The following is a 21034-nucleotide window of genomic DNA, read 5'->3' as shown; positions in this document are numbered from 1 at the left end:
GGATATCAGATGTGGCGCACGGACCACACCTGGAAGGTAGGCCCATCACCAGATATTTCAATACATCCATCGGCGGCGACCTTCAGCTCGCCGGCGCCGCCGTAGAGGTTCTCGCCGCTGACCCCGGTCGGCAGCCCGGCCAGGCGCAGTGGTTCGCCCGCCGCCCGCCGGGCCACCACCAGCACCGCGTCGTCGCGCGTCTCGCGCAGGAAGGCCAGGGTGTCGCCGGACGCGTGCGCCCAGCGCAGGCCGCCGGCACGCAGCGCGGGCTGCGCCCGGCGCACCGCGAGCAGAGCTCGGTAGGCGGCGAGAGTGCCGCGGTCCCAGGTCTCCGGGCGGTGCCAGGGCATCGGCGTACGGGAGTGCTCGCCGTTGATCCCGGTCAGCCCCAGCTCGTCCCCCGCGAAGATCATCGGGGTGCCGGGCAGCGTGCAGAGCAGACCCACGGCCACCTCGTGGCGAGCCGCGTCGCCGACCACCGAGCGGATCCGCGGGGTGTCGTGCGAGCTGAGGATCTGCCACGAACTGGCCCACGAACGCCAGGACATCTGCGCCGCGAACGCGCTCATCGTCGCCACCAGCGCGCCGGCGTCCCGATCCGGGATCTCGCCGGGCACACCCAGGAAGTCGTCGAACGGCAGCACCGCGGCGCGCAGCCAGCTCCACACCGGACGGGTGAAGCCGGCGTAGTTCATCGTGCCCTGCCAGCCGTTGCGGTCCAGGTCGGCGGTGGCGTCGTGCGCGTGCTCGCCGATCAGCAGCGCGTCCGGGCGGACCTGCTGGACGGCGCGGCGCAACAGCACCGCCGCCTCCCGCGACCAGTCCTCGGCGCCGCGGCGACCGGTCATGTTCGCCACGTCGATCCGCCAGCCGTCCAGGGCGTACGGGTAGGTCAGCCAGTGCTGGGCGATCCGCGCGAACCGGCGGCGCAGCTCGGGACTGCCCCAGTTGAGCTTGGGCAGACTCGGCGCGCCGAGCCAGGACTCGTAACCGCCGTCCGGGGTGAAGTAGTAGAGGTCCCGCTCGGCCGGGAACCACGGATGGACGGCGCCGGTGTGGTTCGTGGTCAGGTCACCGATCAGGCGCATCCCCCGCGCGTGGGCCGCCTCGGCCAGCCGGACCAGCGCGGTGTCGCCACCGAGCAGCGGGTCCACCTGGTCGAACGAGCTGCTGTCGTAGCGGTGGTTGGAGCGGGACGGGAAGAACGGGGTGAGGTAGAGCGTGTTCGCGCCGAGGGCGGCGACGTGGTCCAGGTGGTCGGTGACGCCGTCCAGGTCACCGCCGTACCACTGAGTGCCTTTGAGCGGACCTTGGGCCGCAACCGGTTCGTCCCAACCGCAACGGACCGCCCAGTCCGGGGTCTGCCGGGAGTCCGCCGCGGCGGACTTCCCGAAGCGGTCCGGGAAGATCTGATAGACCACCGCGTCACGGGCCCAGGCGGGTGCCGGGGCGTAGGAGACCAGCCGGAAGTCGGTCGAGTCCGGCACGTCGTGCGAGGTCAGGCCGCAGCCGGTCAGCCAGCGCACCGCACCACCCGCAGTGCGGAGCAGGAACCGGTACGGCGTGACCGGGTTCCGCACCTGGAGCTCGGCCCGCCACCACTGTCCGCCGGCGTCGCGCCGGTCCAGCACCGCCGAGGTGAAGACCGGCTCGCCGTCGCGGACCCAGCGCATGTGCACCCGCGACACCCGGCTCCCGGCCGGCGCCCGGACGAAGACGCTGACCGTCTCGCCCAGGGCCGGCGCGGGGTTCGAGACGTACCCCTCGGAGCCGTCGTGGTGCGGCCGGAGCAGCCCGGTCATCCCTTCACCGCACCCGCGCTGAGACCCTCCACGATGTAGCGCTGCAGGTACATGAACACACCCACGGTCGGGATCGCGGTGAGCAGGGTGCCGGCGCAGAACATCCCGAAGTTGGTGTTCCGCTCCGAGCCCTGCACCAGGCCGTACAGGCCGACCGAGAGCGTCTTGGCGGCGCCGTCGCGCAGGAACACGTTGGCGATCAGGAACTCGTTGATGGTGCCGATGAACGCGAGCAGTCCGCTGACCGCGAGGATCGGCGACACCAGCGGCAGCAGGATCTTGAAGAAGATCTGTACGTGTGAGGCGCCGTCCACGTGCGCCGACTCGTCCAGCTCCTTCGGGACCGTGTCGAAGAAGCCCTTCATCAGCCAGGTGTTCACGCCCAGCGCGCCGCCCAGGTAGATCAGGACCATGCCCCACCAGGTGTTGAAGCCGATCGGCGGCCACAGGTCGGTGACCGTCGAGAAGATCAGGAACAGCGCGACGATCGCCAGGAACTGCGGGAACATCTGGATCAGCAGCAGCGCCAGCAGACCGGTGCGCCGGCCCCGGAACCGCCGCCGGCTGAACGCGAACGCGGCCAGCGCGGAGAGGAACACCGACAGGAAACTGGCCAGGGCGGCGATCACGACCGAGTTGACGAACCAGTGCCCGAAGTCGGTGTCGCTCCACAGCCGCGAGAAGTTGTCCGGTGACACTCCGCTCGGCACCAAGGAACTCGACGAGAGCGTTCCCAGCGGGTTGACCGCCGCGGAGAGCACGAACGCGATCGGCCCGAGTGAGAAGAGCACGGCCAGGATCGCGACCAGGTGACGCCACCCGACCTGCTTGATCCACTTTGCTGTCGCCGTCATGAGTAGACCTCTTCCTGTGCGCGGGTGCGCCGGAAGCTCACCGCGGAGACCACGGCCACGATCATGAAGATGAAGATCGAGACGGCCGCGGCGAAGCCGTACTGGGCGCCGGATCCGCCGAAGGCCAGGCGATACGTGTACGTGATCAGCAGGTCGGTCGCCCCGCTGTTCGGATTGTCGGCCGGGAACGGGCCGCCCTCGGTGGTCAGGAAGATCGCGTTGAAGTTGTTGAAGTTGAACGCGAACGACGAGATCAGCAGCGGGGTCAGCGCGATGAGCAGCAGCGGCAGCTTGACCCGGCGGAACGACTGGAACGGCCCGGCACCGTCCACCTTGGTCGCGTCGGTCAGCTCCCCCGGTATCGCCTGCAGCGCACCGGTGGTCACCAGGAACATGTACGGATACCCGAGCCACAGCTGGACCAGCAGCACCGCGAACTGTGCGGTGATCGGAGTGCCGAGCCAGTCCACGTGGATGCCGAGCACGTTGTTGATCAGGCCGAAGTCGGTGTTGAACATGTCCCGCCAGACCAGCAGCATCGCGAACGACGGCATGGCGTACGGCAGGACCATCAGGATCCGGTAGAGCCCGCGGAACCGCATCCGGGTCGACTGGAGCGCGATCGCGCAGAACATGCCGAACACGAACGTGCCGCCGGTGGAGCCGATCGCGAAGACGAAGTCCCAGATCAGCGTGCCGAGGAAGGCGCTGGCGACGTCATCGTCGGTGAACGCCCGGGTGAAGTTGGCGAACCCGACGTTGACCTTCCAGCCCTGGGCCAGGCGCTCGCCGTCGGCCGCCACGAACGCGCCGGCCGACTCGTCCGCCGGCCACACCTTGCCGGTGACGGTGTCCTTGATGGCGTCGGCCACGGCGTCGTACGCCCGGACCGCCTTGCCCTCGTACGCCCGGGACAGTCCGGCCGAGCGGATCGCGCCCGCCGCGGTCGGCACCGCGAAGTCGGTGATCTCCGCGCTCCGCGTGCTGGCCTGCCCCGCGGTGAGCACGGTGTACCCGGCCGGCGGGTTCCCGTCGGCCGGCCGCAGCCCGCCGGCGTCACCGATCTGCACCTGCCCGGTGGCCGGATCGGTGATCAGGAAGACCAGCGCGCCGGTGGCCGGGTCGCCCTGGGTGGCGATCCGCAGCCGGTACTCGGTGGAGCCCGGCACCCGGGTGACCGAGCCGGTCTGGATCGCGGTGACCGCGTCCGCCTTGCTCCCCCGGTGACCGTCGCCGAAGTTGGTGAACGCCGTGCTCGCCGTGTAGAGCACCGGGAAGATCTGGAAGATGATCAGGAAGATGGTGCCCGGGACCAGGTACTTCGCCGGGACGTGCCGCGGTGTGAGGTACAGGTAGAGCAGTCCGGCGGTCGTCGTGACCAGGACGCCCAGGCCGATCCAGTGGTCGCCGGCGATCAGCGGGAACGCCGCCCAGACGGCGACCGCGACGAGCAGCCCGAGCAGCAGCACCTTGGTGATCAGCCCGGCCGCGGTGACGGACCGCTCCGCCGGGGGCTCCGTGACGGGGAGGACCCGCTGGGTGGCGGGCCCTCCGAGCTGCGTCGTCATTACTTGATCTGAGCCGAGATCGTCTTGGCTGCCGCGGCGACGGTGGTCTTGGCGTCGGCGCCGCCGATCACGGCCGCCTCGGCCTTGCCGAACGGCTCCCAGATCGCGGCCATCTCCGGGATCGCCGGCAGCGGGATGGCGTTCTTACCGGCCTCGGCCCACTTGGCCAGGTCCGGGTCCTGCGCCTTGACCTGCTCCAGGGCCGCGGTCAGCGCCGGCGGGCGGGGCTCGGCGTCGTAGAGCGCGACGGCCAGCTCCGGGGTGGTCACGTAGTTGGTGACGAACTCCTGGGCGAGGGCCTTGTTCTTGCCCTTCGACGCGACGTAGAAGGTCTGCACACCGAGGAACGGGGTGGCCTCCTTACCGCCCTTGAACCCGGGGACGGCGGAGATGTCGTACTTGAGGCCGGCCTTCTTCACGTCCGCGGTCGCCCACGGGCCGGAGACCAGGAACGCGCACTTCTTGCCGGTGAACGTCGCGATCGCGTTGTCCGGGCTGATCGACCGCTTCAGGGCGCCGTCACCCTTCTCGCCGAGGGCGCGCAGCTTCTCGAACGCCGCGATCGAGCCCTCCTTGCCGACACCGAGGTCCTTGGCGTCGTAGCCACCGTCCGCGCCGGTGCCGAACAGGTAACCGCCGGCCGAGGCGTACAGCGGGTAGGCGTGGTAGGCGTCGCCGTTCTGGCCGGACTGCAGACAGAGGATCTCGGAGACCTTCTTGTCGGCCTTCAGCTTCTTGCCCGTGGCGACCAGGTCCTCGATGGTGGCCGGCGCGGCCGGGGCCAGCTCGGTGTTGCGGATCAGGCCGAGGTTCTCAGTGGCGTACGGGACGCCGTACGTCTGGCTGTTGAAGGTGACCGCCTTCAGCGCGCCGGTCTGGATGCCGCTCTTCTGCTCGTCGGAGAGCTGGACCGGGTCGACGGCGCCGTTCTGCACGAGGTTGCCGATCCAGTCGTGCGCGCCGACCATCACGTCCGGGCCGCTGCCCTGCTGGGAGGCGGTCAGGAAGGTGGTCTGCTGGTCCTTGGAGATCGCCTGGATCTTGACGGTGACGCCGTTCTCCTGGCCGAACTTGTCGGCGAACGGCTTGAGCGCGGCGGAGCGCTTGTCGTCGGCCCAGATCACCAGCTCGCCGGTGGCGGCGGACGCCTTCGGCCCGGCGGCCTTGTCGTCCTTGCCGTCGCCGCAAGCGGCGGCGCCGACCAGGCAGAGCATGCTCGCCGCAAACACTCCTGCGGTGCGAATGCGCATGGAAATACTCCCGTTCTTAAACGGATTTAGCACGAGAAAAGGGATGTCCTGAGCGCAGGCATGACACGGCGCTCACAAGATCGGTAAGGTGTCGTCCTTGTTGCCGGGACGTTAGCAAGCTCTTGCAGTCAATGGAAGGGCTTGCAAGACGATGGCCGGTAACAGCTCGGCACTACAGTGACAACATGCGTGCACGGATGGCGGACATCGCCCGTCAAGCCCAGGTCAGCGAGGCGACGGTCTCTCGCGTCATCAACGACCGCCCGGGCGTCTCCCCGGAAACCCGGCAGGCGGTCCTCACCGCCCTCGACGTGCTCGGCTACGAGCGCCCCGAGCGGCTCCGCAAACGCAGCGCCGGCCTGGTCGGCCTGGTCGTGCCCGAGCTGGACAACCCGATCTTCCCGGCGTTCGCCCAGGTCATCGAGTCGACCCTGGCCCAGTCCGGCTACACCCCGGTGCTCTGCACCCAGTCACCGGGCGGCGTCACCGAGGACGAGTACGTGGAGATGCTGCTCGACCGGCAGGTCTCCGGCATCGTCTTCGTCTCCGGCCTGCACGCGGACACCACCGCCGACGTCGAGCGGTACCGCCGGCTGCTGGCCCGGCCGCTGCCGATCGTGCTGGTCAACGGGCACACCAACGGCATCGACGCACCGTTCGTCTCGTGCGACGAGCAGCTCGCCGGCGACCTGGCGGTGGGTCACCTGGCCTCGCTCGGCCACCGCCGGATCGGGATGATCTCCGGCCCGCACCGGTTCAGCCCGGTGCAGCGCAAGCTGGCCGGCTACCGGGTGGCGATCCAGCGCGAGCTGGGTGTGCCGGCCGCCGAGGTGGACGACCTGGTGGAGCTGACCCTGTTCGGCGTCGAGGGCGGCGAGGTGGCCGCGGAACGCCTGTTGAACAAGGGCGTCACCGGCATCATCTGCGGTTCCGACCTGATGGCGCTGGGCGCGATCCGGGCCGCGCGACGCCGCGGGATGACGGTGCCGACCGAGGTGTCGATCATCGGGTTCGACGACTCGCCGCTGATGGCGTTCACCGACCCGCCGCTGACCACACTGCGCCAGCCGGTCTCCTCGATGGCGGTGGCCGCGGTCCGCTCCCTGGTGGACGAGATCAACGGGCACGGTTCGGACAGGTCGGAGTACCTTTTCCGCCCCGAGCTGGTGGTCCGGAACTCGACCGCGATGGCGCCCGCGCACCGCGCGTTGACGGCGAACACCCCGGCCGCCTGATCCGGCCCGAGCCGGCCTCTGGGCCGGCCCTTGAAGCGGCACCTGAAAGAAACTTGCTGCAACTTCTTGCACGATCTGCCAGATAAATCCGCGCCGCCGCTCAAGAGAGCGTGTTCTCCGACTCCTTTGAGCGGCAGGCGCCGGTGCTGGTGACGCGCAGGTCGCCGCGCGGCGGACCTGCGGCGGCGACGTCATCCGGCAGTTCCCGCAAGCACATGCAGATCTCTTGCAGCGCGAACCAGCCGCCCGAATGTGACTCCCGTCACATGGGCGGCTGGTCGGCGACGGCGTCAGCGGCGCGGGACGACCGCCTCCACGGCCCACTGCCGCCAGGTGTCCAGCTTGTGCTCGACCGTGGCCAGCTGCTCGCGCACCGGTCCGGGCCCGGTCGAGCCCTTCGTCTTCCGCGCGGCCAGCGCCGACGACACCGACAGCACCTCACGCACCGACGGGTCCAGATGGTCGCTGACCGTCTTCAGGTCCTCGTCGGACAGGTCCTCGAGCTCGCACTCCCGGGCCGAGCACAGCGCCACCAGCTTCCCGGTGATCTCGTGCGCGTCGCGGAACGGCACACCCCGGCGGACCAGCCAGTCGGCCACCTCGGTGGCCAGGGAGAAGCCGACCGGCGCCGCGGCGGCCAGCCGGTCCACCCGGACGGTCATCGTGGAGATCATCCCGGCCAGGGCGGGCAGCAGCAGCTCCAGGGTGTCGACCGCGTCGAAGGCGGGCTCCTTGTCCTCCTGCATGTCCCGGTCGTACGTCAGCGGGAGTCCCTTGAGCATGGTCAGCACCGTGACCAGGCCGCCGATCAGGCGGCCGCTCTTGCCCCGGGCCAGTTCGGCGATGTCCGCGTTCTTCTTCTGCGGCATGATCGACGACCCGGTGGCGAACGCGTCGTCGAGCTCCACCCAACCGAACTCGGTGGAGGTCCAGAGGACCACCTCCTCGCCGAGGCGGGACAGGTGCACGCCGATCAGCGCGGTGGTGAACAGGAACTCGGCGACGAAGTCACGGTCGGCGACGGCGTCCATCGAGTTCTCCGCCGGCGCCGAGAAGCCCAGCTCGCGGGCGACGGCGGCCGGGTCCAGCGGCAGCGACGAGCCGGCCAGTGCGCCGGAGCCGAGCGGGCTGATCGCGGTCCGCACGTCCCAGTCGCGGAGCCGCTCCAGGTCGCGCAGCAGCGGCTGGACGTGGGCCAGCAGCCAGTGCCCGAAGCTGACCGGCTGTGCGTGCTGCACGTGGGTCAGGCCGGGCGCCGCGGTGTCGACGTTGCGGGCCGCCTGCTCGGTCAGCGCGTCGGCCAGCTCGATCAGCGCGACGGCCACCCCGCGGGCGTGGTCACGCAGGTAGAGCCGCAGATCGGTGGCGACCTGGTCGTTGCGGGACCGGCCGGCGCGCAGCTTGCCGCCGAGCGCGCCGAGGCGCTCCAGCAGGCCGCGCTCCAGGGCGGTGTGCACGTCCTCGTCCTCGATGGTGGGGCGGAACTCACCGGCGGCGCAGGCCGATTCCAGGTCGTCCAGCGCGGCCAGCATCTTGCCCAGCTCGTCCGCGTCGAGCAGACCCGCGTTCGCCAGCACGCGGGCGTGCGCGCGGGAGGCGAGCAGGTCGTACGGCGCGAGGCGCCAGTCGAACTGGACGCTGACGCTCAACCGGGCCAGGGCTTCCGCCGGCCCGCCGGCGAACCGCGCACCCCAAAGCCTGGTCGGCTCGTCACTCTCCGGCACACCCACTCCTCGATCGTTCACTCTGTGCATTGCTGGTCGAGCCTATCGTCAACCACGGCCTGCATAATAATGCCACACCTCTGATAAAGTTACAGCATGGCGCATCTCGATCTCACCGGCGACGTCGTCGCCCTCACCCGCACCCTCTGCGACATCCCCTCGGTCAGCGGCGACGAGAAGCAGCTCGCCGACGCCGTGGAGAGCGCGCTGCGGGAGTTCGCCCACCTGGAGGTGCTGCGCGACGGTGACGCCGTGGTGGCCCGCACCGGCCTGGGCCGGGCGACCCGGGTGGTGCTCGCCGGCCACCTCGACACCGTGCCGATCGCGAACAATCTGCCGGTCGTCGAGGACGGCGACCTGCTGCGCGGCCGCGGCACCGTCGACATGAAGGCCGGGGTGGCCGTCATGCTGCAGCTCGCCGCGCTGCTGACGACGCCGCGTTACGACATCACCTACGTCTTCTACGACCACGAGGAGGTCGCGGCCAAGCTCAACGGCCTGGGCCGCCTGGTGCGCAACCACCCGGCCTGGCTGACCGGAGACTTCGCGATCCTCGGCGAGCCCTCCGACGGCACGGTCGAGGGCGGCTGCCAGGGCACCATGCGCGTGAAGATCACCGTGCCCGGTGTCGCCGCGCACGCCGCCCGCTCGTGGCGCGGCAGCAACGCGATCCACAGCGCCGGTGGCGTCCTCGACGTGCTCCGAGCCTACGAGCCGCGCCGGCCGATCGTCGAGGGCCTGCAGTACCACGAAGGCCTGAACGCCGTGAAGATCGAGGGCGGCATCGCCGGCAACGTGATCCCGGACCTCTGCACGGTCTTCGTCAACTACCGCTTCGCACCGGACCGCGACGTCGCGACCGCCGAGGCCCACCTGCGCGAGGTCTTCACCGGCTTCGCGCTCGAGGTGACCGATGCCGCACCGGGCGCGCGTCCGGGCCTGGACCAGCCGGCCGCCAAGGAGTTCGTCGAGCTGGTCGGCCGCACACCGCAGGCCAAACTCGGCTGGACCGACGTCGCCCGCTTCGCCACCCTCGGCGTCCCCGCGGTCAACTACGGCCCCGGCGACCCCCTGCTCGCCCACACCGACGGCGAGTTCGTCCCGGTCCCCGAGATCCGGACCGCGCTCGGCAACCTGACCCGCTGGTTGATTTAACCCCTATCTGGTACGACCTGGGCACAGCCCTCGCCGGACAACGCGAGGCAGTCCCGCTCACGATCGCTGAGCGGGCGTCCGGGGTGGTGCGGGTGGTCCAGGTCAGGGCCTACGGCCCGGTCCGGCGGTCACCCGAGGTGACCGTCCGGCCGGACCAGGCCGGCCTCGGTCCTGACGTGCTCCCCGGTGCGCAGCCGTTCGAAGAGGGTCGTGCCGTCCGGAAAGGACATCTCCGGCACCCGTCGCCCACTCGGATACGTCACGTCGAGCCCGGACAGCCGCTCGGCCAGCTGCCGTGACATCTCCGGCACCGTCGCGATCAGCCGGCTGAGCACCGCCCGCAGCGCCTGGCCCTCCGGCGTCCAGCCGGTCATCAGCGCGGTCTGCGCCCGGGTGTGCTCGAGCAGGATCGCGCCGACCGGGTGCCGCTCCTGGTGGTACGTGTCGAGCAGGTCCTCGCCGGCCCGCCCGGTGACCACTGCGGCGAGCTTCCAGCCGAGGTTGTGCGCGTCCTGGATGCCGACGTTCATCCCCACCCCGCCGGCCGGGAAGTGCTGGTGGGCGGCGTCGCCGGCGAGCAGCACCCGGCCACGGCGGTACTCGGCCGCCTGCCGGGTCGCATTGCCGAAGCGGGACAGCCAGACCGGGTCACGCATGCCGAAATCGGTGCCGGCAATGCGCCGCACCGTCGTGCGCAGCTCGTCGAGGGTCAGCTCGCCCGGCCACCCGGGCCCGTCGCAGGACGGGTCCGAGCCGACGAGCCGGGTGACACCGCCGCCGAGCGGCACGGCCATCACGGCGCCGTGCGGCCCGGCGATGCTCGCGGCGCTCCGCTCGGGTGGCGCGTCGAGCACCACGTCGCCGAGCCATCCCCAGGTGCCGGCCTCGGTGCCGGGGAAGTCGATGCCGGCCGCCGCGCGGACCGTGCTGCGAACGCCGTCGCACCCGGCCACGTACCGGGACGCCACCACCTCGCCGGTCGCCAGCTCCACGCCGTCGCCGGTCAGGCCGGTGACCCGGCAGCCTCGGCGGACGGTCGCGCCGAGGTCCCGCGCGCGGATCTCGAGGAGCTCCTCGGTGCGCGCCTGCGGCAGCGCCAGCGTGTAGGGATGCGGCGTGTCCAGCACTGCGAAGTCCATCCGGTCGGGCAGGCCGCCGAAGTGCCCGGACGGGATCCGCACCCCCTCGGCCAGGAACGCCGCCGCGACACCGCGGCTGTCGAGGACCTCGATCGTCCGGGGGTGGATCGTCAACGCCTTGGAATGCGGATCACGCTCGGTCCGCGACTCCAGCACGGTGACGGTGGCGCCACCCAGGCGCAGCTCACCGGCGAGCCAGAGCCCGGTGGGCCCGGCGCCCACGATCACGACGTCATCCATGACTACCTCCTCTTGGTCACTGACCAACAATGTGTGGTCGAGTAGACTTGGTCAATGACCAAGAGTCAAGGGGATGTGGTCCGGGCCGCTCTGGCGGTACTGAACGAGCAGGGGGCCGCGGCCGTCTCGATGCGCGCCGTCGCGGACCAGCTGGGCGTCCGGATGAACACGGTCGTCTGGCACGTCAAGAGCCGGGCCCGGCTCGGCGACCTGATGGCCGACGCGATCATCGGCGGGGTCGCGCTCGACGACCTGCCGGCCGGGTGGCGGGAGCGGGCCGCCGAGATCATCCGCCGGTACCGGAGCGCTCTGCTCGCCCACCGCGACGGCGCGTCCGTGGTCGCCGGCACGTTCGCTGCCGAGCCGGCCACCCTCGACGTGGCGGAAGCCCTGGTCGGCGCGCTGCTCGACGGCGGGCTGCCGGAGCGGGAGGCCGCCTGGACGTGCTGGAGCCTGGTCTATTTCACGCTCGGCCTGACCCAGGAGGAGCAGTCGGCCCCGAGCCGCTTCACCCGCGACCTCACGGTCGGCGACCGCCCCGCGCTGCTGCGGGCCCTCCCCCACCTGGCCTCGGAGGCCTTCAGCGAGCGCTTCGAGCACGGCCTGGCGCGCCTGCTCACCTCCCCATGAGCGGGTCGCTACCCACGACTCCGGGGGGAGGTTCTGCGAGCGCCGGCCGGACCCGCCGATCCGCCGCTCGCGGCGGAGCTGACCCCGGGCCGCGCGTCGCACGGCACAGCCGGCGCTCACGGCCCCGGCTGGTGCTGAGGGGTGTCTCAACGACGTTGAGACACCCCTCAGCACCAGCCGGACCCCCGCACGCTCGTGAGCGCGGTCCAGCTAGTCGGTGGGGTTGCCGGCCAGGCGGGCGATGCTGCCCGGCATGGCGTACATGTGGGCGAACGCGCGGGCCTGCTCCCCGGTCCAGGCCGACGAGCCGTGACCGTAGACGACGCCCTGGCGGGTGGCCGCGTCCAGCAGGCTGTACGGGCTCTTGCTGCCCAGCAGCACGATGTTGCCCTTGTGCAGCAGCACCCGTACGGTCCCGTCCACCCGGCGCTGGCTGGAGTCCAGGAACGCCCGGAAGTCATCCATGATCGGGTCGAAGTAGACCGCCTCGTGCAGCAGGTCGCCGTACGTGTTGCCGAGCGTGGCCTTCGTCGCCTGCTGGCGGTTGGAGAGCACCAGCTTCTCCAGCTCGCGGTGCGCGGCGATCAGGATCAGCATGCCGGGCGCCTCGAAACCGACCCGGGCCAGGTTGCCGACCATCGTCGAGCCCATGTGGATGCCGCGGCCGACGCCGTGCTCGCCGCCGAGCGTGTTCAGCGCCTGCAGGATCGCGAAGTTCGCCGCGCCCGGGCCGGTGCCCTCGATCGGTACGCCGCCGGCCGTGGTGGCCTCGACCACGGCACCCTGGTGGAACGTCAGCAGCAGCTCGACACCCTGGTCCGGCGCCGCGGAGATCGGCTTGGTGTACGTCCAGGCGTCCTCGGGGAGGTACTCCCAGGAGCCGTACGTCTCCTCGCCGCCGATCGACGTACCGATCAGGCCCTCGTTGATCGAGTACTTCTTGACCTTCTCGCTGACCGCGTAGCCCCGGGCGCGCAGGAAGTCGGTCTCCTCCTCGCGGGTGAGCCGCTCGTCCCGGATCGGCGTGACGATCTCCAGCTGCGGGGCGAGCGCGCGGATCACGGCGTCGTACCGGACGTGGTCGGCGCCGGCGCCGGTCGACCCGTGCGCGACGGCGTCCGCGCCGACCTGCAGCGCGACCTCGACGACCTTCTCCGCCTGGATCAGCCGCTCCGCGCCGACACACGACGGGTACGCGCCGTTGCGCAGGTAGTTCGCCTTGATCGCGTAGGTGACGACCCGGTCGTAGAGCTCGGAGCGCGCGTCCACGACGTGGTGCTCGACGGCGCCCAGCTCCTCGGCGCGGGCCCGGACCGCCTCACCCTCGCCGCTGTGCAGCCCGCCGGTGTCGATGTTCGCGGTCACCACGTCCCAGCCGGCCTCGCGGAACGCGACGAGGGCGTACGAGGTGTCCAGCCCGCCGGAGAAGGCGAGAACGATCTTGCGCTTGGTCATCGGGGCAGTTCCTTCTCGAGAATCGGCACATATGTCGTACCGTCCCGGCGGACGTGGCCGGGCGGCAGGACATAGAACTCCGAGCGGCCCGCCTCGATGTCCTTCTGCATCGCCTGCTGGCGGCTGTAGTCGAACGGATCGAGCAGGAAACTCGGCTCGGACAACTCTCCCCCGGCGGGAAGAGTGAGGTCACTCTGGTAGACGAACGAGCCCGGCGACGTGTGGAACGGCACCGTGGCGACCAGCACCTTCAGCGCGCCGAACTCGGTGTGCACCTTGAGGGCGCTGTTGTCGTACTGGGTGACGCCGTCCAGCTTCTGCGCGCGGTACGCCGACAGCGCCAGCGCCTTGGCGGCCTTGCCCAGCCCGACGGCCGGCATCAGCGACCACAGCGACCAGCCGACCCACCGGCCCGGCTCGGCCGAGGGCGCCGCGCAGTAACCGCCGACCGGCACCGGGCCACGGTACCCACTGGCCCGCATGTCCTCCTGCACCTTGCGCAGCAGCTGCTTGACGTCGGTGTCGAAGCGGAACGTGGACCGCTCCACCATCGCCGCGAACTCGTCCTGGGGCAGGCCGGCGATCAGCGCCGCGGCCGGCATCAGGATCAGGTCGACCATCACCCACTGCGGCATCGGGATGCCCCGGTCACCGAACGCGATGCCGTTGATCACGTTGAACAGGTTCAGGAACTCGCGGACCGACCAGTCCTTCTCGGTCGTGTCGGTGAAGTCCAGCCAGCTCAGCTTGTACCCGTACGGGCCCTCGTTGAGGTGCGGGCGGACCGTCTCGTTGGAGGCGAGGAAGAACTCCACGCCGAGGCCGGCCAGCTTGCCGGTCTGATCGGCGAAGTCCGGGAAGCGGGTCTCCACCGCGGGCGGGAAGTTCACGACTGATTCTCCTCACGAGGGTCGGCGTCCGACCGGCTCCAGTTGCCCAGCTTCTCGGCCAGGGCGGCGCCCGAGGTGGGCCCGTTGTCCCGGGCCACCACCAGGATGGTGTCGTCGCCGGCGATGGTGCCGACCACGTCCGAGAGCCCCGACCGGTCCAGCGCGCTGGCCAGGAACTGCGCGGCGCCCGGCGGGGTACGCAGGACCGCGATGTTCCCGCTCGAGTCCACCCCGGTCAGCAGCTCCTTGAGCAGCCGGATCAGCCGGGCCGGCCCCTGACCGGTGGTCTCCCGCAGCGGGCGCTTGCCGTCCTCCGGGATCAGGTAGGCGCCGCTGACCTTGACCGCGTTCAGCTCCTCCAGGTCACGGGAGAGGGTCGCCTGGGTGACCTGCACGCCCTCGGCGGCGAGCAGGTCGGCCAGTTCGGTCTGGGAGCGCACGGTGCGGCCCCGGATCAGCTCGACGATCCGGGCGTGCCGCCCCGCTCGGGTAACCGCGGAAGTCACTTTTGGTTGACCGCCAGCAGCCAGGTGAGCAGGGCCTTCTGCGCGTGCAGCCGGTTCTCGGCCTCGTCGAAGACCACGCTCTGCGGGCCGTCCATCACCTCATCGGTGATCTCCTCGCCGCGGTGCGCGGGCAGGCAGTGCAGCACGATCGCCTCGGGCGCGGCCACCGCCAGCAGCTCCTTGTTGATCTGGTACGGCCGGAACGGGGTGAGCCGGTCCTTGCCGTCGCTCTCCTGCCCCATCGACGTCCAGGTGTCGGTGGCGATCACGTGCGCGCCGTCGGCCGCCTCGCGCGGGTCCCGCACGATCTCGACCGAGCCACCGGTCCACGCGGCGATCTCGGCGGCCCGCGCGACCACGTCGGGCGCCGGGTCGAAACCGGACGGGCCGGACACCCGGACGTGCATCCCGGCGGTCGCCCCGGCCAGCAGGTAGGAGTGCGCCATGTTGTTCGCGGCGTCACCCACGTACGAAAGGATCTTGCCTTGGGTGGTGCCCAGCTTCTCGCGGATGGTCAGCAGATCGGCCAGCAACTGGCACGGGTGGTACCCGTCGGAGAGCGCGTTGATCACCGGGATGTCGACGCCGGAGGCCAGCTCGGCGAGCCGCTCGTCGCCGTGCGTGCGGTAGACCATCGCGGACACGTAGCGGGCGACCACCCGGCCCGCGTCGGCCAGGCTCTCGCCCCGGCCGAAGTGGGTGTTCTGGGTGTCCACGATGATCGGCTGGCCGCCCAGCTCGGCGATGCCGGCCTCGAACGACAGCCGGGTGCGCAGGCTGGCCTTGTCGAAGAAGACCGCGACCGAGCGCGGGCCGGAGAGCGGCGTGTAGCCGAACCGGTTCGCCTTCATCTCGGCGGCCAGGTCGAGCACGTCGGCCTGCTCCTGCGGGGTCAGGTCGTCGTCGCGGAGGAAGTGGCGGGTGGTCACCGGATACCGTCCAGGGCAGCGATCAGGGCGTCCGCCTGATCGGAGGAGATGATCAGGGGCGGGGCGAGCCGGATGATGTCCGGCTGCGGGGCGTTGACCAGGAAACCCGCTTCGCGCAGCTGCGCTGCGAGCTCCGCGGCGACCGGACCGTTCAACACGATGCCGAGGAGCAGGCCGGCGCCGCGGACATTTTTCACGTACGGGTGAGCCAGCCCCTCGATCCCGCGCCGCAGCTGCTCACCGACCCGTTTCACGTGGTCGAGCAGGCCCTCGCTGGCGATCGTCCGGATCACCGCGAGACCGGCCGCGCAGGAGACCGGGTTGCCGGCGAACGTGCTGCCGTGCTGGCCGGGCTGCAGCAGGTCGGCGGCCGCGCCGAAGGCGATGCAGGCGCCCAGCGGCAGCCCGCCACCGAGCCCTTTGGCCAGGGTCACCAGGTCGGGCTCGACACCCTCGCTCTGGTGGTGGAACCAGTGCCCGGTCCGTCCGATACCGGTCTGGATCTCGTCCAGCACGAGCAGCGCGCCGTTGCGGGTGCAGATCTCCCGGGCCGCGGCCAGGTAACCGGACGGCGGGACGACCACACCGTTCTCACCCTGGATCGGCTCCAGGATCACCATCGCGGTGTCCGTGGTGACAGCGGCTTCCAGGGCGGCGGTGTCCCCGTACGGGATATGGGTGACATCGCCCGGCAGCGGCCGGAAGGGCGCCTGCTTCGCCGGTTGGCCGGTCAGTGCGAGCGCGCCCATGGTCCGGCCGTGGAACGCGCCGTCGGTGGCGACCATGTGGGTGCGGCCGGTGAGCCGGGAGATCTTGAAGGCGGCCTCGTTGGCCTCGGCGCCGGAGTTGCAGAACAGCACCCGCCCGGACCGGCCGGCCAGCGCGAGCAGCAGCTCGGCCAGGGCCACCGACGGCTCCGAGACGTAGAAGTTGGAGACGTGCCCGAGCTGCTGGATCTGGTGGGTGACCGCGGCGACGACGGCCGGGTGCGCGTGGCCGAGGGCGTTGACCGCGATGCCGCCGAGGAAGTCGACGTACTGCGTGCCGTCCTCGGCGGTGAGCACCGCCCCCTCGCCCTTGACCAGGCCGATCGCGGGGGTGCCGTAGTTGTTCATCATGGACTGCGACCAGCGCTCACTGAGCGTGCTCATCGGGGGATCACCATCGTTCCGAATCCTTCTTCCGTGAAGACTTCGAGCAGCGTCGAGTGGGCGACCCGGCCGTCGACGACGTGCGCCGCGGGGACTCCGCCGCGCACCGCGCGCAGGCAGGCCTCCATCTTGGGCACCATCCCGGATTCCAGGGTGGGCAGCAGTTTCGCCAGCGCGTCCGCGTCGATCTCGGAGGTCAGCGAGCTGGTGTCCGGCCAGTTCGTGTAGAGGCCGGGGACGTCGGTCAGCACCACCAGCTTGCGGGCGCCGAGCGCGACCGCGAGCGCGGAGGCGGCGGTGTCCGCGTTCACGTTGTGCAGCACGCCGTCGACGTCCGGGGCGACCGTGGCGATCACCGGGATGCGACCGGCCGCGATCAGGTCGTCGACCGCCGAGGTGTCCACCCGGTCGACGTCGCCGACCAGGCCGATGTCGACCTGTTCGCCGTCGATCAGGGCGCCCCGGCGGACCGCGGTGAACAACCCCGCGTCCTCGCCGGAGAGGCCCACCGCGTGCGGGCCGTGCTGGTTGATCAGGCCGACCAGCTCCCGGCCGACCTGGCCGGTGAGCACCATCCGGACGATCTCCATGGTCTCCGGGGTGGTCACCCGCAGGCCGCCGCGGAACTCCGACTCGATGCCGACCCGCTTGAGCATCCGGTTGATCTGCGGGCCGCCGCCGTGCACCACGACCGGCTTGATCCCGACGTGCCGCAGGAACACCATGTCGGCGGCGAACGCCCGCTGCAGCTCGGGATCGATCATGGCGTTGCCGCCGTACTTGATCACGATGGTGGTGCCGTGGAAGCGCTCCAGCCAGGGGAGGGCCTCGATCAGGATCTCGGCCTTCTTCTGAGCCTTCACGAGGAGTAGGCCGAATTCTCGTGCACGTAGGCGTGCGACAGGTCGGTGGTCCAGATCGTCGCGTTCATCTCACCCTCGTGCAGGTGGATGGTGACGTCCACGTTCCGCCCGGCCAGGTCGACCTTCTTGCGGTCCTCGGCGGCCGCGCCGTTCTTGCACACCCAGACGCCGTTGATCGCCACGTCGATCCGGTCCGGCTCGAACGCCGCATCGGTGGTCCCGACCGCGGCCAGGATCCGGCCCCAGTTCGGGTCGTTGCCGAAGAACGCGGTCTTGACCAGGTTGTTGCCGGCCACGGTCCGCCCCACCTGTACGGCGTCAGCCTCGCTGGCCGCGCCCTTCACCTCGATCGCGATGTGCTTGGTGGCGCCCTCGGCGTCCCCGATCAGCTGCTGCGCCAGGTCGTGGCAGACCTCGGTGACCGCCGCGGTCAGCTCCTCGAGCGACGGCTGCCGGTCCGAGGCGCCACTGGCCAGCAGCAGCACCGTGTCGTTCGTCGACATGCAGCCGTCCGCGTCGATCCGGTCGAAGGTGACCCGGGTGGCCGCGCGCAACGCCTTGTCCAGGGTCTCGTTGTCGGCCGACGCGTCGGTGGTGATCACCACGAGCATGGTGGCCAGCGCCGGCGCCAGCATCCCGGCGCCCTTGGCGATCCCGCCGACCGACCAGCCCTCGCCCTGGAAGACCGCGTTCTTGGCGACCGTGTCGGTCGTCATGATCGCCGTGGCCGCCTTCGGCCCGCCGTCGGTGGCGAGCGCCTTGACCGCGGCGGTCACGCCGGGCAGCAGCTTGCCCATCGGCAACAGCTCGCCGATCAGGCCGGTCGAGCAGACCGCCACGTCGCCGGGGCCGACCATCAGCTTCTTCTGGGTGCGCAGGATCTGGGCGGTGTGCTCGGCGGTGGTGTGCGTGTCGCGGAAACCCTGTGAGCCGGTGCAGGCGTTGGCGCCGCCCGAGTTGAGCACCACCGCGCGGATCACCCCGCCCTTGAGCACCTGCTGGCTCCAGAGCACCGGCGCGGCCTTGACCCGGTTGCCGGTGAAGACACCGGCCGCCGTGTAGTCCGGCCCGTCGTTAAGTACCAGGGCGACATCCGGGTTTCCGCTGGTCTTGAGCCCGGCAGCGACGCCGGAGGCCCGGAAGCCCTTGGGATGGGTGACGGTCACGGTGCGACTCCGAAGACGCTGAGGCCGGCCGTTTCAGCCAGGCCGAACATGATGTTGGCGTTCTGCACCGCTTGACCGGCGGCGCCCTTGCCGAGGTTGTCGAGCGCGCTCACCACGATGATGCGGCCCGAGTCGACATCGACAGTGGCCTGCAGATGGCACGAGTTGGAACCCGAGGTGGCCGCGGTGTGCGGCCAGACCCCTTCGGGAAGCACGTGGATGAAGGGCTCGTCGGCGTAGGCGGCCTGCAGCGCCTCGCGCGGGTCCCCGCCGTTGCGCCGCTTCGCGGTGACGGTCGCCAGGATGCCCCGCGGCATCGGCGCCAGGATCGGGGTCATCGACAGCGACGCCGCCCCGGTGGCCTGCTTGATCTCGGCGACGTGCTGGTGCGCGCCCACCTTGTACGGCGAGAGGTCACCCATGATCTCGCTGGCCAGCAGGTTCACCTTCGCGTTGCGGCCCGCGCCGGAGGTGCCGGAGCTGGCCACCACCACGACGTCCTCGGGGTCGGCGACACCGGCGGCGATCAGCGGCGCCAGCGCCAGGATGATCGTGGCCGCATAACAACCCGTGTTCGCCACCCGCGCGGCGTCCCTGATGGCCGCCCGGGCGCCGGGCAGCTCGGGCAGGCCGTAGGTCCAGGTGCCGGCGTGCCCGCCACCGTAGTAACGGGTCCACTGCTCGGCGCTCTCCAGCCGGAAGTCGGCGCCCAGGTCGACCACCCGGGTGGTCGGCGCCAGCTTCCCGGCCACCGCGGCCGACTGCCCGTGCGGCAGCGCCAGGAACACCAGGTCGGCGTCGCCGAGCGTCTCCGCGTCGGTGCTGCCGAGCGTCAGGTCCAGCCCGGTCAGATGCGGGTGGACGGATGTCACGTGCTGACCGGCTTGACTGTGCGCGGTCGCCGCGATCAGGTCGAACTCAGGGTGCCCGGCCAGCAGGCGCAGCAACTCCCCGCCGGCATACCCACTGGCCCCGGCCACCGCGACCCGGATTCCCATACCCACCTCCGCATGACTATGCAAAGAACCGTATCAACTCACATTCCCTGCGGCAACCACGCCGTGCCCGGAGTCACCTTCCCGCGCCCACCCCACCCCTCTCCCCACAAATCCCCATCTACCATCCCGAAATTCACCAAATTACCCAGCCCAGGGCAAGGCCGCGCGAAGCGAGACCGGCTGGCGCTCACGGTCCCCTCAGCGACCGCGAGACAGCCGCCAGCACCAGCCGAGCCCGGAACCGGCTGGTCCTGAGGGGTGTCAAAGCGGGCGCGAGACACCCCCGAGAACCAGCCAAGGCCGGGACGCGCGCAACGGGCGGGACCGGCGGCGGCGGGCCCGGCGTGGGGGCGGGACTGCGGGTCAGGGGTGGGTGGTCCAGGTGGTCCAGGCGGTCAGCCAGTGGTCGCCGGCGGCGAGGACGGCGTCCGGGCGGGTGGTCGGGATGCGGGTGCCCTGGCGTTCGCGCCAGGCCTCCTGGGCCGGGCGGCTGGGCACGTCCGTCGCGAGGCCGGTCACGAACAGCAGCGTCTCGCTGATCGCGCGGTGGCGCAGGGCGGTGTCCTCGCGGAACCAGGCCGCTTCCCGCTGCAGCGCGGCGAGCTGCGACAACATGTCCGACACGGCGCTCTGCGCGGCATCCTCGGACTGGCCGGCCAGGTCGGACTGGCGCTTGACCACCGAGGTCCAGAGCGAGCCCCAGGAGGCCGGCAGCTGCGGCATCGGGCCGCCCTCCGCCATCCAGGTCTGCTGCTCGATCGCCTGCTGCAGCACGATGTCGACGAGCACCCGGTGCGGTTCCCCGTCGGGCAGGGCCGGGCCGGCCACCGGTCGCGACGGCGCCCATCGCTCCAGGTCCGGCATCGGCGCGTTCAGCATCTCCGCGATCTCACCGGGCGGCAGGGCGCCGAGCCGCGGTTCAAACCCTTTCCGGTACGCCAGCAGCCCCACCGCCAGCCCCACCTGACCGGCGGCCGGTGGCGCGCTGCGGAACTCCGGGGCGAGCTGCGCCACCGCGGTGGCGCCGAGGACCACCCGGGCCGCCCACCAGTCCTCGCCGGCGTGCAGCACCTGGGCGGTCAGTGAACGCCCGTCGACGGTGACCGCCGCCTCCGACTCGTCCCAGGTGACGTCGGCGAAGCGGACCCCGGCCAGCCGCAGCTGCTCCTCCAGCGTCTCCCGCAGTGAGGACCCCGACGACGCGACGGCGGTCTCCACCGACAGCCACGAGTCCGGCTCGCCGTACTTGACGGTCACCGAGGTCAGCACGTCGGCCGAGGTGTCCCAGCCGGCGATCCACCCGCCCGCCGTACCCGGCAACCCGATCATCGGGAGCTGCTCGCCGGTCAGCGCGCTCCGCAGTTCCGCCCGGTGGTCTCGCCACCCCCGCCGTTCCGGATGCTCGAACCTCATCGGCCCATCCCACCACGGCCGCGCACGCCGCGCTCGTACGGAAAACCGGTCTGACTGATCAGAGCC

At 71.0% G+C, this 21034-nt stretch carries 18 protein-coding genes; 3 read left to right on the top strand and 15 right to left on the bottom strand.

Annotation, left to right across the window (positions count from 1 at the left end):
* Positions 1-5: 5 nt before the first annotated feature.
* Genes ADL15_RS26435 through ADL15_RS26420 form a run of 4 tightly spaced genes read right to left on the bottom strand, consistent with a single transcriptional unit; the run spans position 6 to position 5474 of the window.
* Positions 6-1802, bottom strand: a complete 1797-nt coding sequence (locus ADL15_RS26435) for a glycoside hydrolase family 13 protein (protein WP_067696737.1) — start codon at positions 1800-1802, stop codon at positions 6-8.
* On the bottom strand, positions 1799-2656 hold the full coding sequence (locus ADL15_RS26430) for a sugar ABC transporter permease (protein ID WP_067696734.1): 858 nt from the start codon (positions 2654-2656) through the stop codon (positions 1799-1801). Before ADL15_RS26430 ends, ADL15_RS26435 begins: the two co-directional genes overlap by 4 nt.
* On the bottom strand, positions 2653-4224 hold the full coding sequence (locus ADL15_RS26425; RefSeq protein WP_157441610.1) for an ABC transporter permease subunit: 1572 nt from the start codon (positions 4222-4224) through the stop codon (positions 2653-2655). Before ADL15_RS26425 ends, ADL15_RS26430 begins: the two co-directional genes overlap by 4 nt.
* The gene (locus tag ADL15_RS26420) at positions 4224-5474 is read right to left on the bottom strand and encodes a sugar ABC transporter substrate-binding protein (RefSeq protein ID WP_067696731.1); all 1251 of its coding nucleotides are present in this window, start codon (positions 5472-5474) and stop codon (positions 4224-4226) included. The genes ADL15_RS26425 and ADL15_RS26420 overlap by 1 nt, the downstream gene beginning before the upstream one ends.
* Before the next feature lie 185 nt (positions 5475-5659).
* Between ADL15_RS26420 and ADL15_RS26415 the strand changes: the two genes are divergently transcribed.
* Positions 5660-6709, top strand: a complete 1050-nt coding sequence (locus ADL15_RS26415) for a LacI family DNA-binding transcriptional regulator (RefSeq protein ID WP_067696729.1) — start codon at positions 5660-5662, stop codon at positions 6707-6709.
* A gap of 290 nt (positions 6710-6999) precedes the next feature.
* Here ADL15_RS26415 and argH read toward each other — a convergent pair whose 3' ends face one another.
* Positions 7000-8463 carry an argininosuccinate lyase gene (gene argH / locus ADL15_RS26410; RefSeq protein ID WP_067696726.1) on the bottom strand — a complete coding sequence of 488 codons (1464 nt, stop codon included), beginning with the start codon at positions 8461-8463 and terminating at the stop codon, positions 7000-7002.
* A 66-nt stretch (positions 8464-8529) separates the two neighbouring features.
* On the opposite strand from argH, the gene dapE reads away from it, so the two are divergent.
* Positions 8530-9588 carry a succinyl-diaminopimelate desuccinylase gene (dapE, locus tag ADL15_RS26405; protein ID WP_067696722.1) on the top strand — a complete coding sequence of 353 codons (1059 nt, stop codon included), beginning with the start codon at positions 8530-8532 and terminating at the stop codon, positions 9586-9588.
* A gap of 128 nt (positions 9589-9716) precedes the next feature.
* On the opposite strand, the gene ADL15_RS26400 is transcribed toward dapE, so the two are convergent.
* Positions 9717-10967 (bottom strand): FAD-dependent monooxygenase, encoded by a 1251-nt coding sequence (locus tag ADL15_RS26400; protein WP_067696719.1) that lies wholly within the window; start codon positions 10965-10967, stop codon positions 9717-9719.
* A 54-nt stretch (positions 10968-11021) separates the two neighbouring features.
* Here ADL15_RS26400 and ADL15_RS26395 point away from each other — a divergent pair, with 54 nt between their 5' ends.
* The gene (locus ADL15_RS26395; RefSeq protein WP_067696716.1) at positions 11022-11597 is read left to right on the top strand and encodes a TetR/AcrR family transcriptional regulator; all 576 of its coding nucleotides are present in this window, start codon (positions 11022-11024) and stop codon (positions 11595-11597) included.
* Positions 11598-11807: 210 nt separating this feature from the next.
* Here ADL15_RS26395 and argG read toward each other — a convergent pair whose 3' ends face one another.
* From argG to ADL15_RS26350, 9 genes are all read right to left on the bottom strand, one after another.
* Positions 11808-13052, bottom strand: a complete 1245-nt coding sequence (gene argG / locus ADL15_RS26390; protein ID WP_067696712.1) for an argininosuccinate synthase — start codon at positions 13050-13052, stop codon at positions 11808-11810.
* A complete protein-coding gene (locus tag ADL15_RS26385) occupies positions 13049-13942 on the bottom strand; it encodes a hypothetical protein (RefSeq protein WP_067696710.1) in 894 nt (297 codons plus the stop codon). Before ADL15_RS26385 ends, argG begins: the two co-directional genes overlap by 4 nt.
* Complete coding sequence (locus tag ADL15_RS26380; protein ID WP_067696707.1) at positions 13939-14448, bottom strand: arginine repressor; 510 nt, start codon at positions 14446-14448, stop codon at positions 13939-13941. The genes ADL15_RS26385 and ADL15_RS26380 overlap by 4 nt, the downstream gene beginning before the upstream one ends.
* Positions 14445-15377, bottom strand: coding sequence for an ornithine carbamoyltransferase (argF, locus tag ADL15_RS26375; RefSeq protein ID WP_067696704.1), 933 nt, complete (start codon positions 15375-15377; stop codon positions 14445-14447). The genes ADL15_RS26380 and argF overlap by 4 nt, the downstream gene beginning before the upstream one ends.
* Positions 15374-16528 (bottom strand): acetylornithine transaminase, encoded by a 1155-nt coding sequence (locus ADL15_RS26370; RefSeq protein WP_067696701.1) that lies wholly within the window; start codon positions 16526-16528, stop codon positions 15374-15376. Before ADL15_RS26370 ends, argF begins: the two co-directional genes overlap by 4 nt.
* Entirely contained in the window at positions 16525-17391 is an 867-nt protein-coding gene (argB, locus tag ADL15_RS26365) for an acetylglutamate kinase (protein WP_067696698.1), read from the bottom strand. Before argB ends, ADL15_RS26370 begins: the two co-directional genes overlap by 4 nt.
* Positions 17388-18557: a bifunctional glutamate N-acetyltransferase/amino-acid acetyltransferase ArgJ gene (gene argJ / locus ADL15_RS26360; protein WP_067696690.1), complete on the bottom strand. Its 1170-nt coding sequence runs from the start codon at positions 18555-18557 to the stop codon at positions 17388-17390. The genes argB and argJ overlap by 4 nt, the downstream gene beginning before the upstream one ends.
* On the bottom strand, positions 18554-19555 hold the full coding sequence (gene argC / locus ADL15_RS26355) for an N-acetyl-gamma-glutamyl-phosphate reductase (RefSeq protein ID WP_067696686.1): 1002 nt from the start codon (positions 19553-19555) through the stop codon (positions 18554-18556). The genes argJ and argC overlap by 4 nt, the downstream gene beginning before the upstream one ends.
* A gap of 363 nt (positions 19556-19918) precedes the next feature.
* A complete protein-coding gene (locus tag ADL15_RS26350; protein WP_067696682.1) occupies positions 19919-20968 on the bottom strand; it encodes a hypothetical protein in 1050 nt (349 codons plus the stop codon).
* Positions 20969-21034: the final 66 nt, after the last annotated feature.

Source organism: Actinoplanes awajinensis subsp. mycoplanecinus, assembly GCF_001509495.1.
GTDB classification, from domain to species: Bacteria; Actinomycetota; Actinomycetes; order Mycobacteriales; family Micromonosporaceae; genus Actinoplanes; species Actinoplanes palleronii.
Note: the sequence above shows the minus strand (reverse complement) of the source record. Positions and strands in the feature narration are given on the sequence as shown.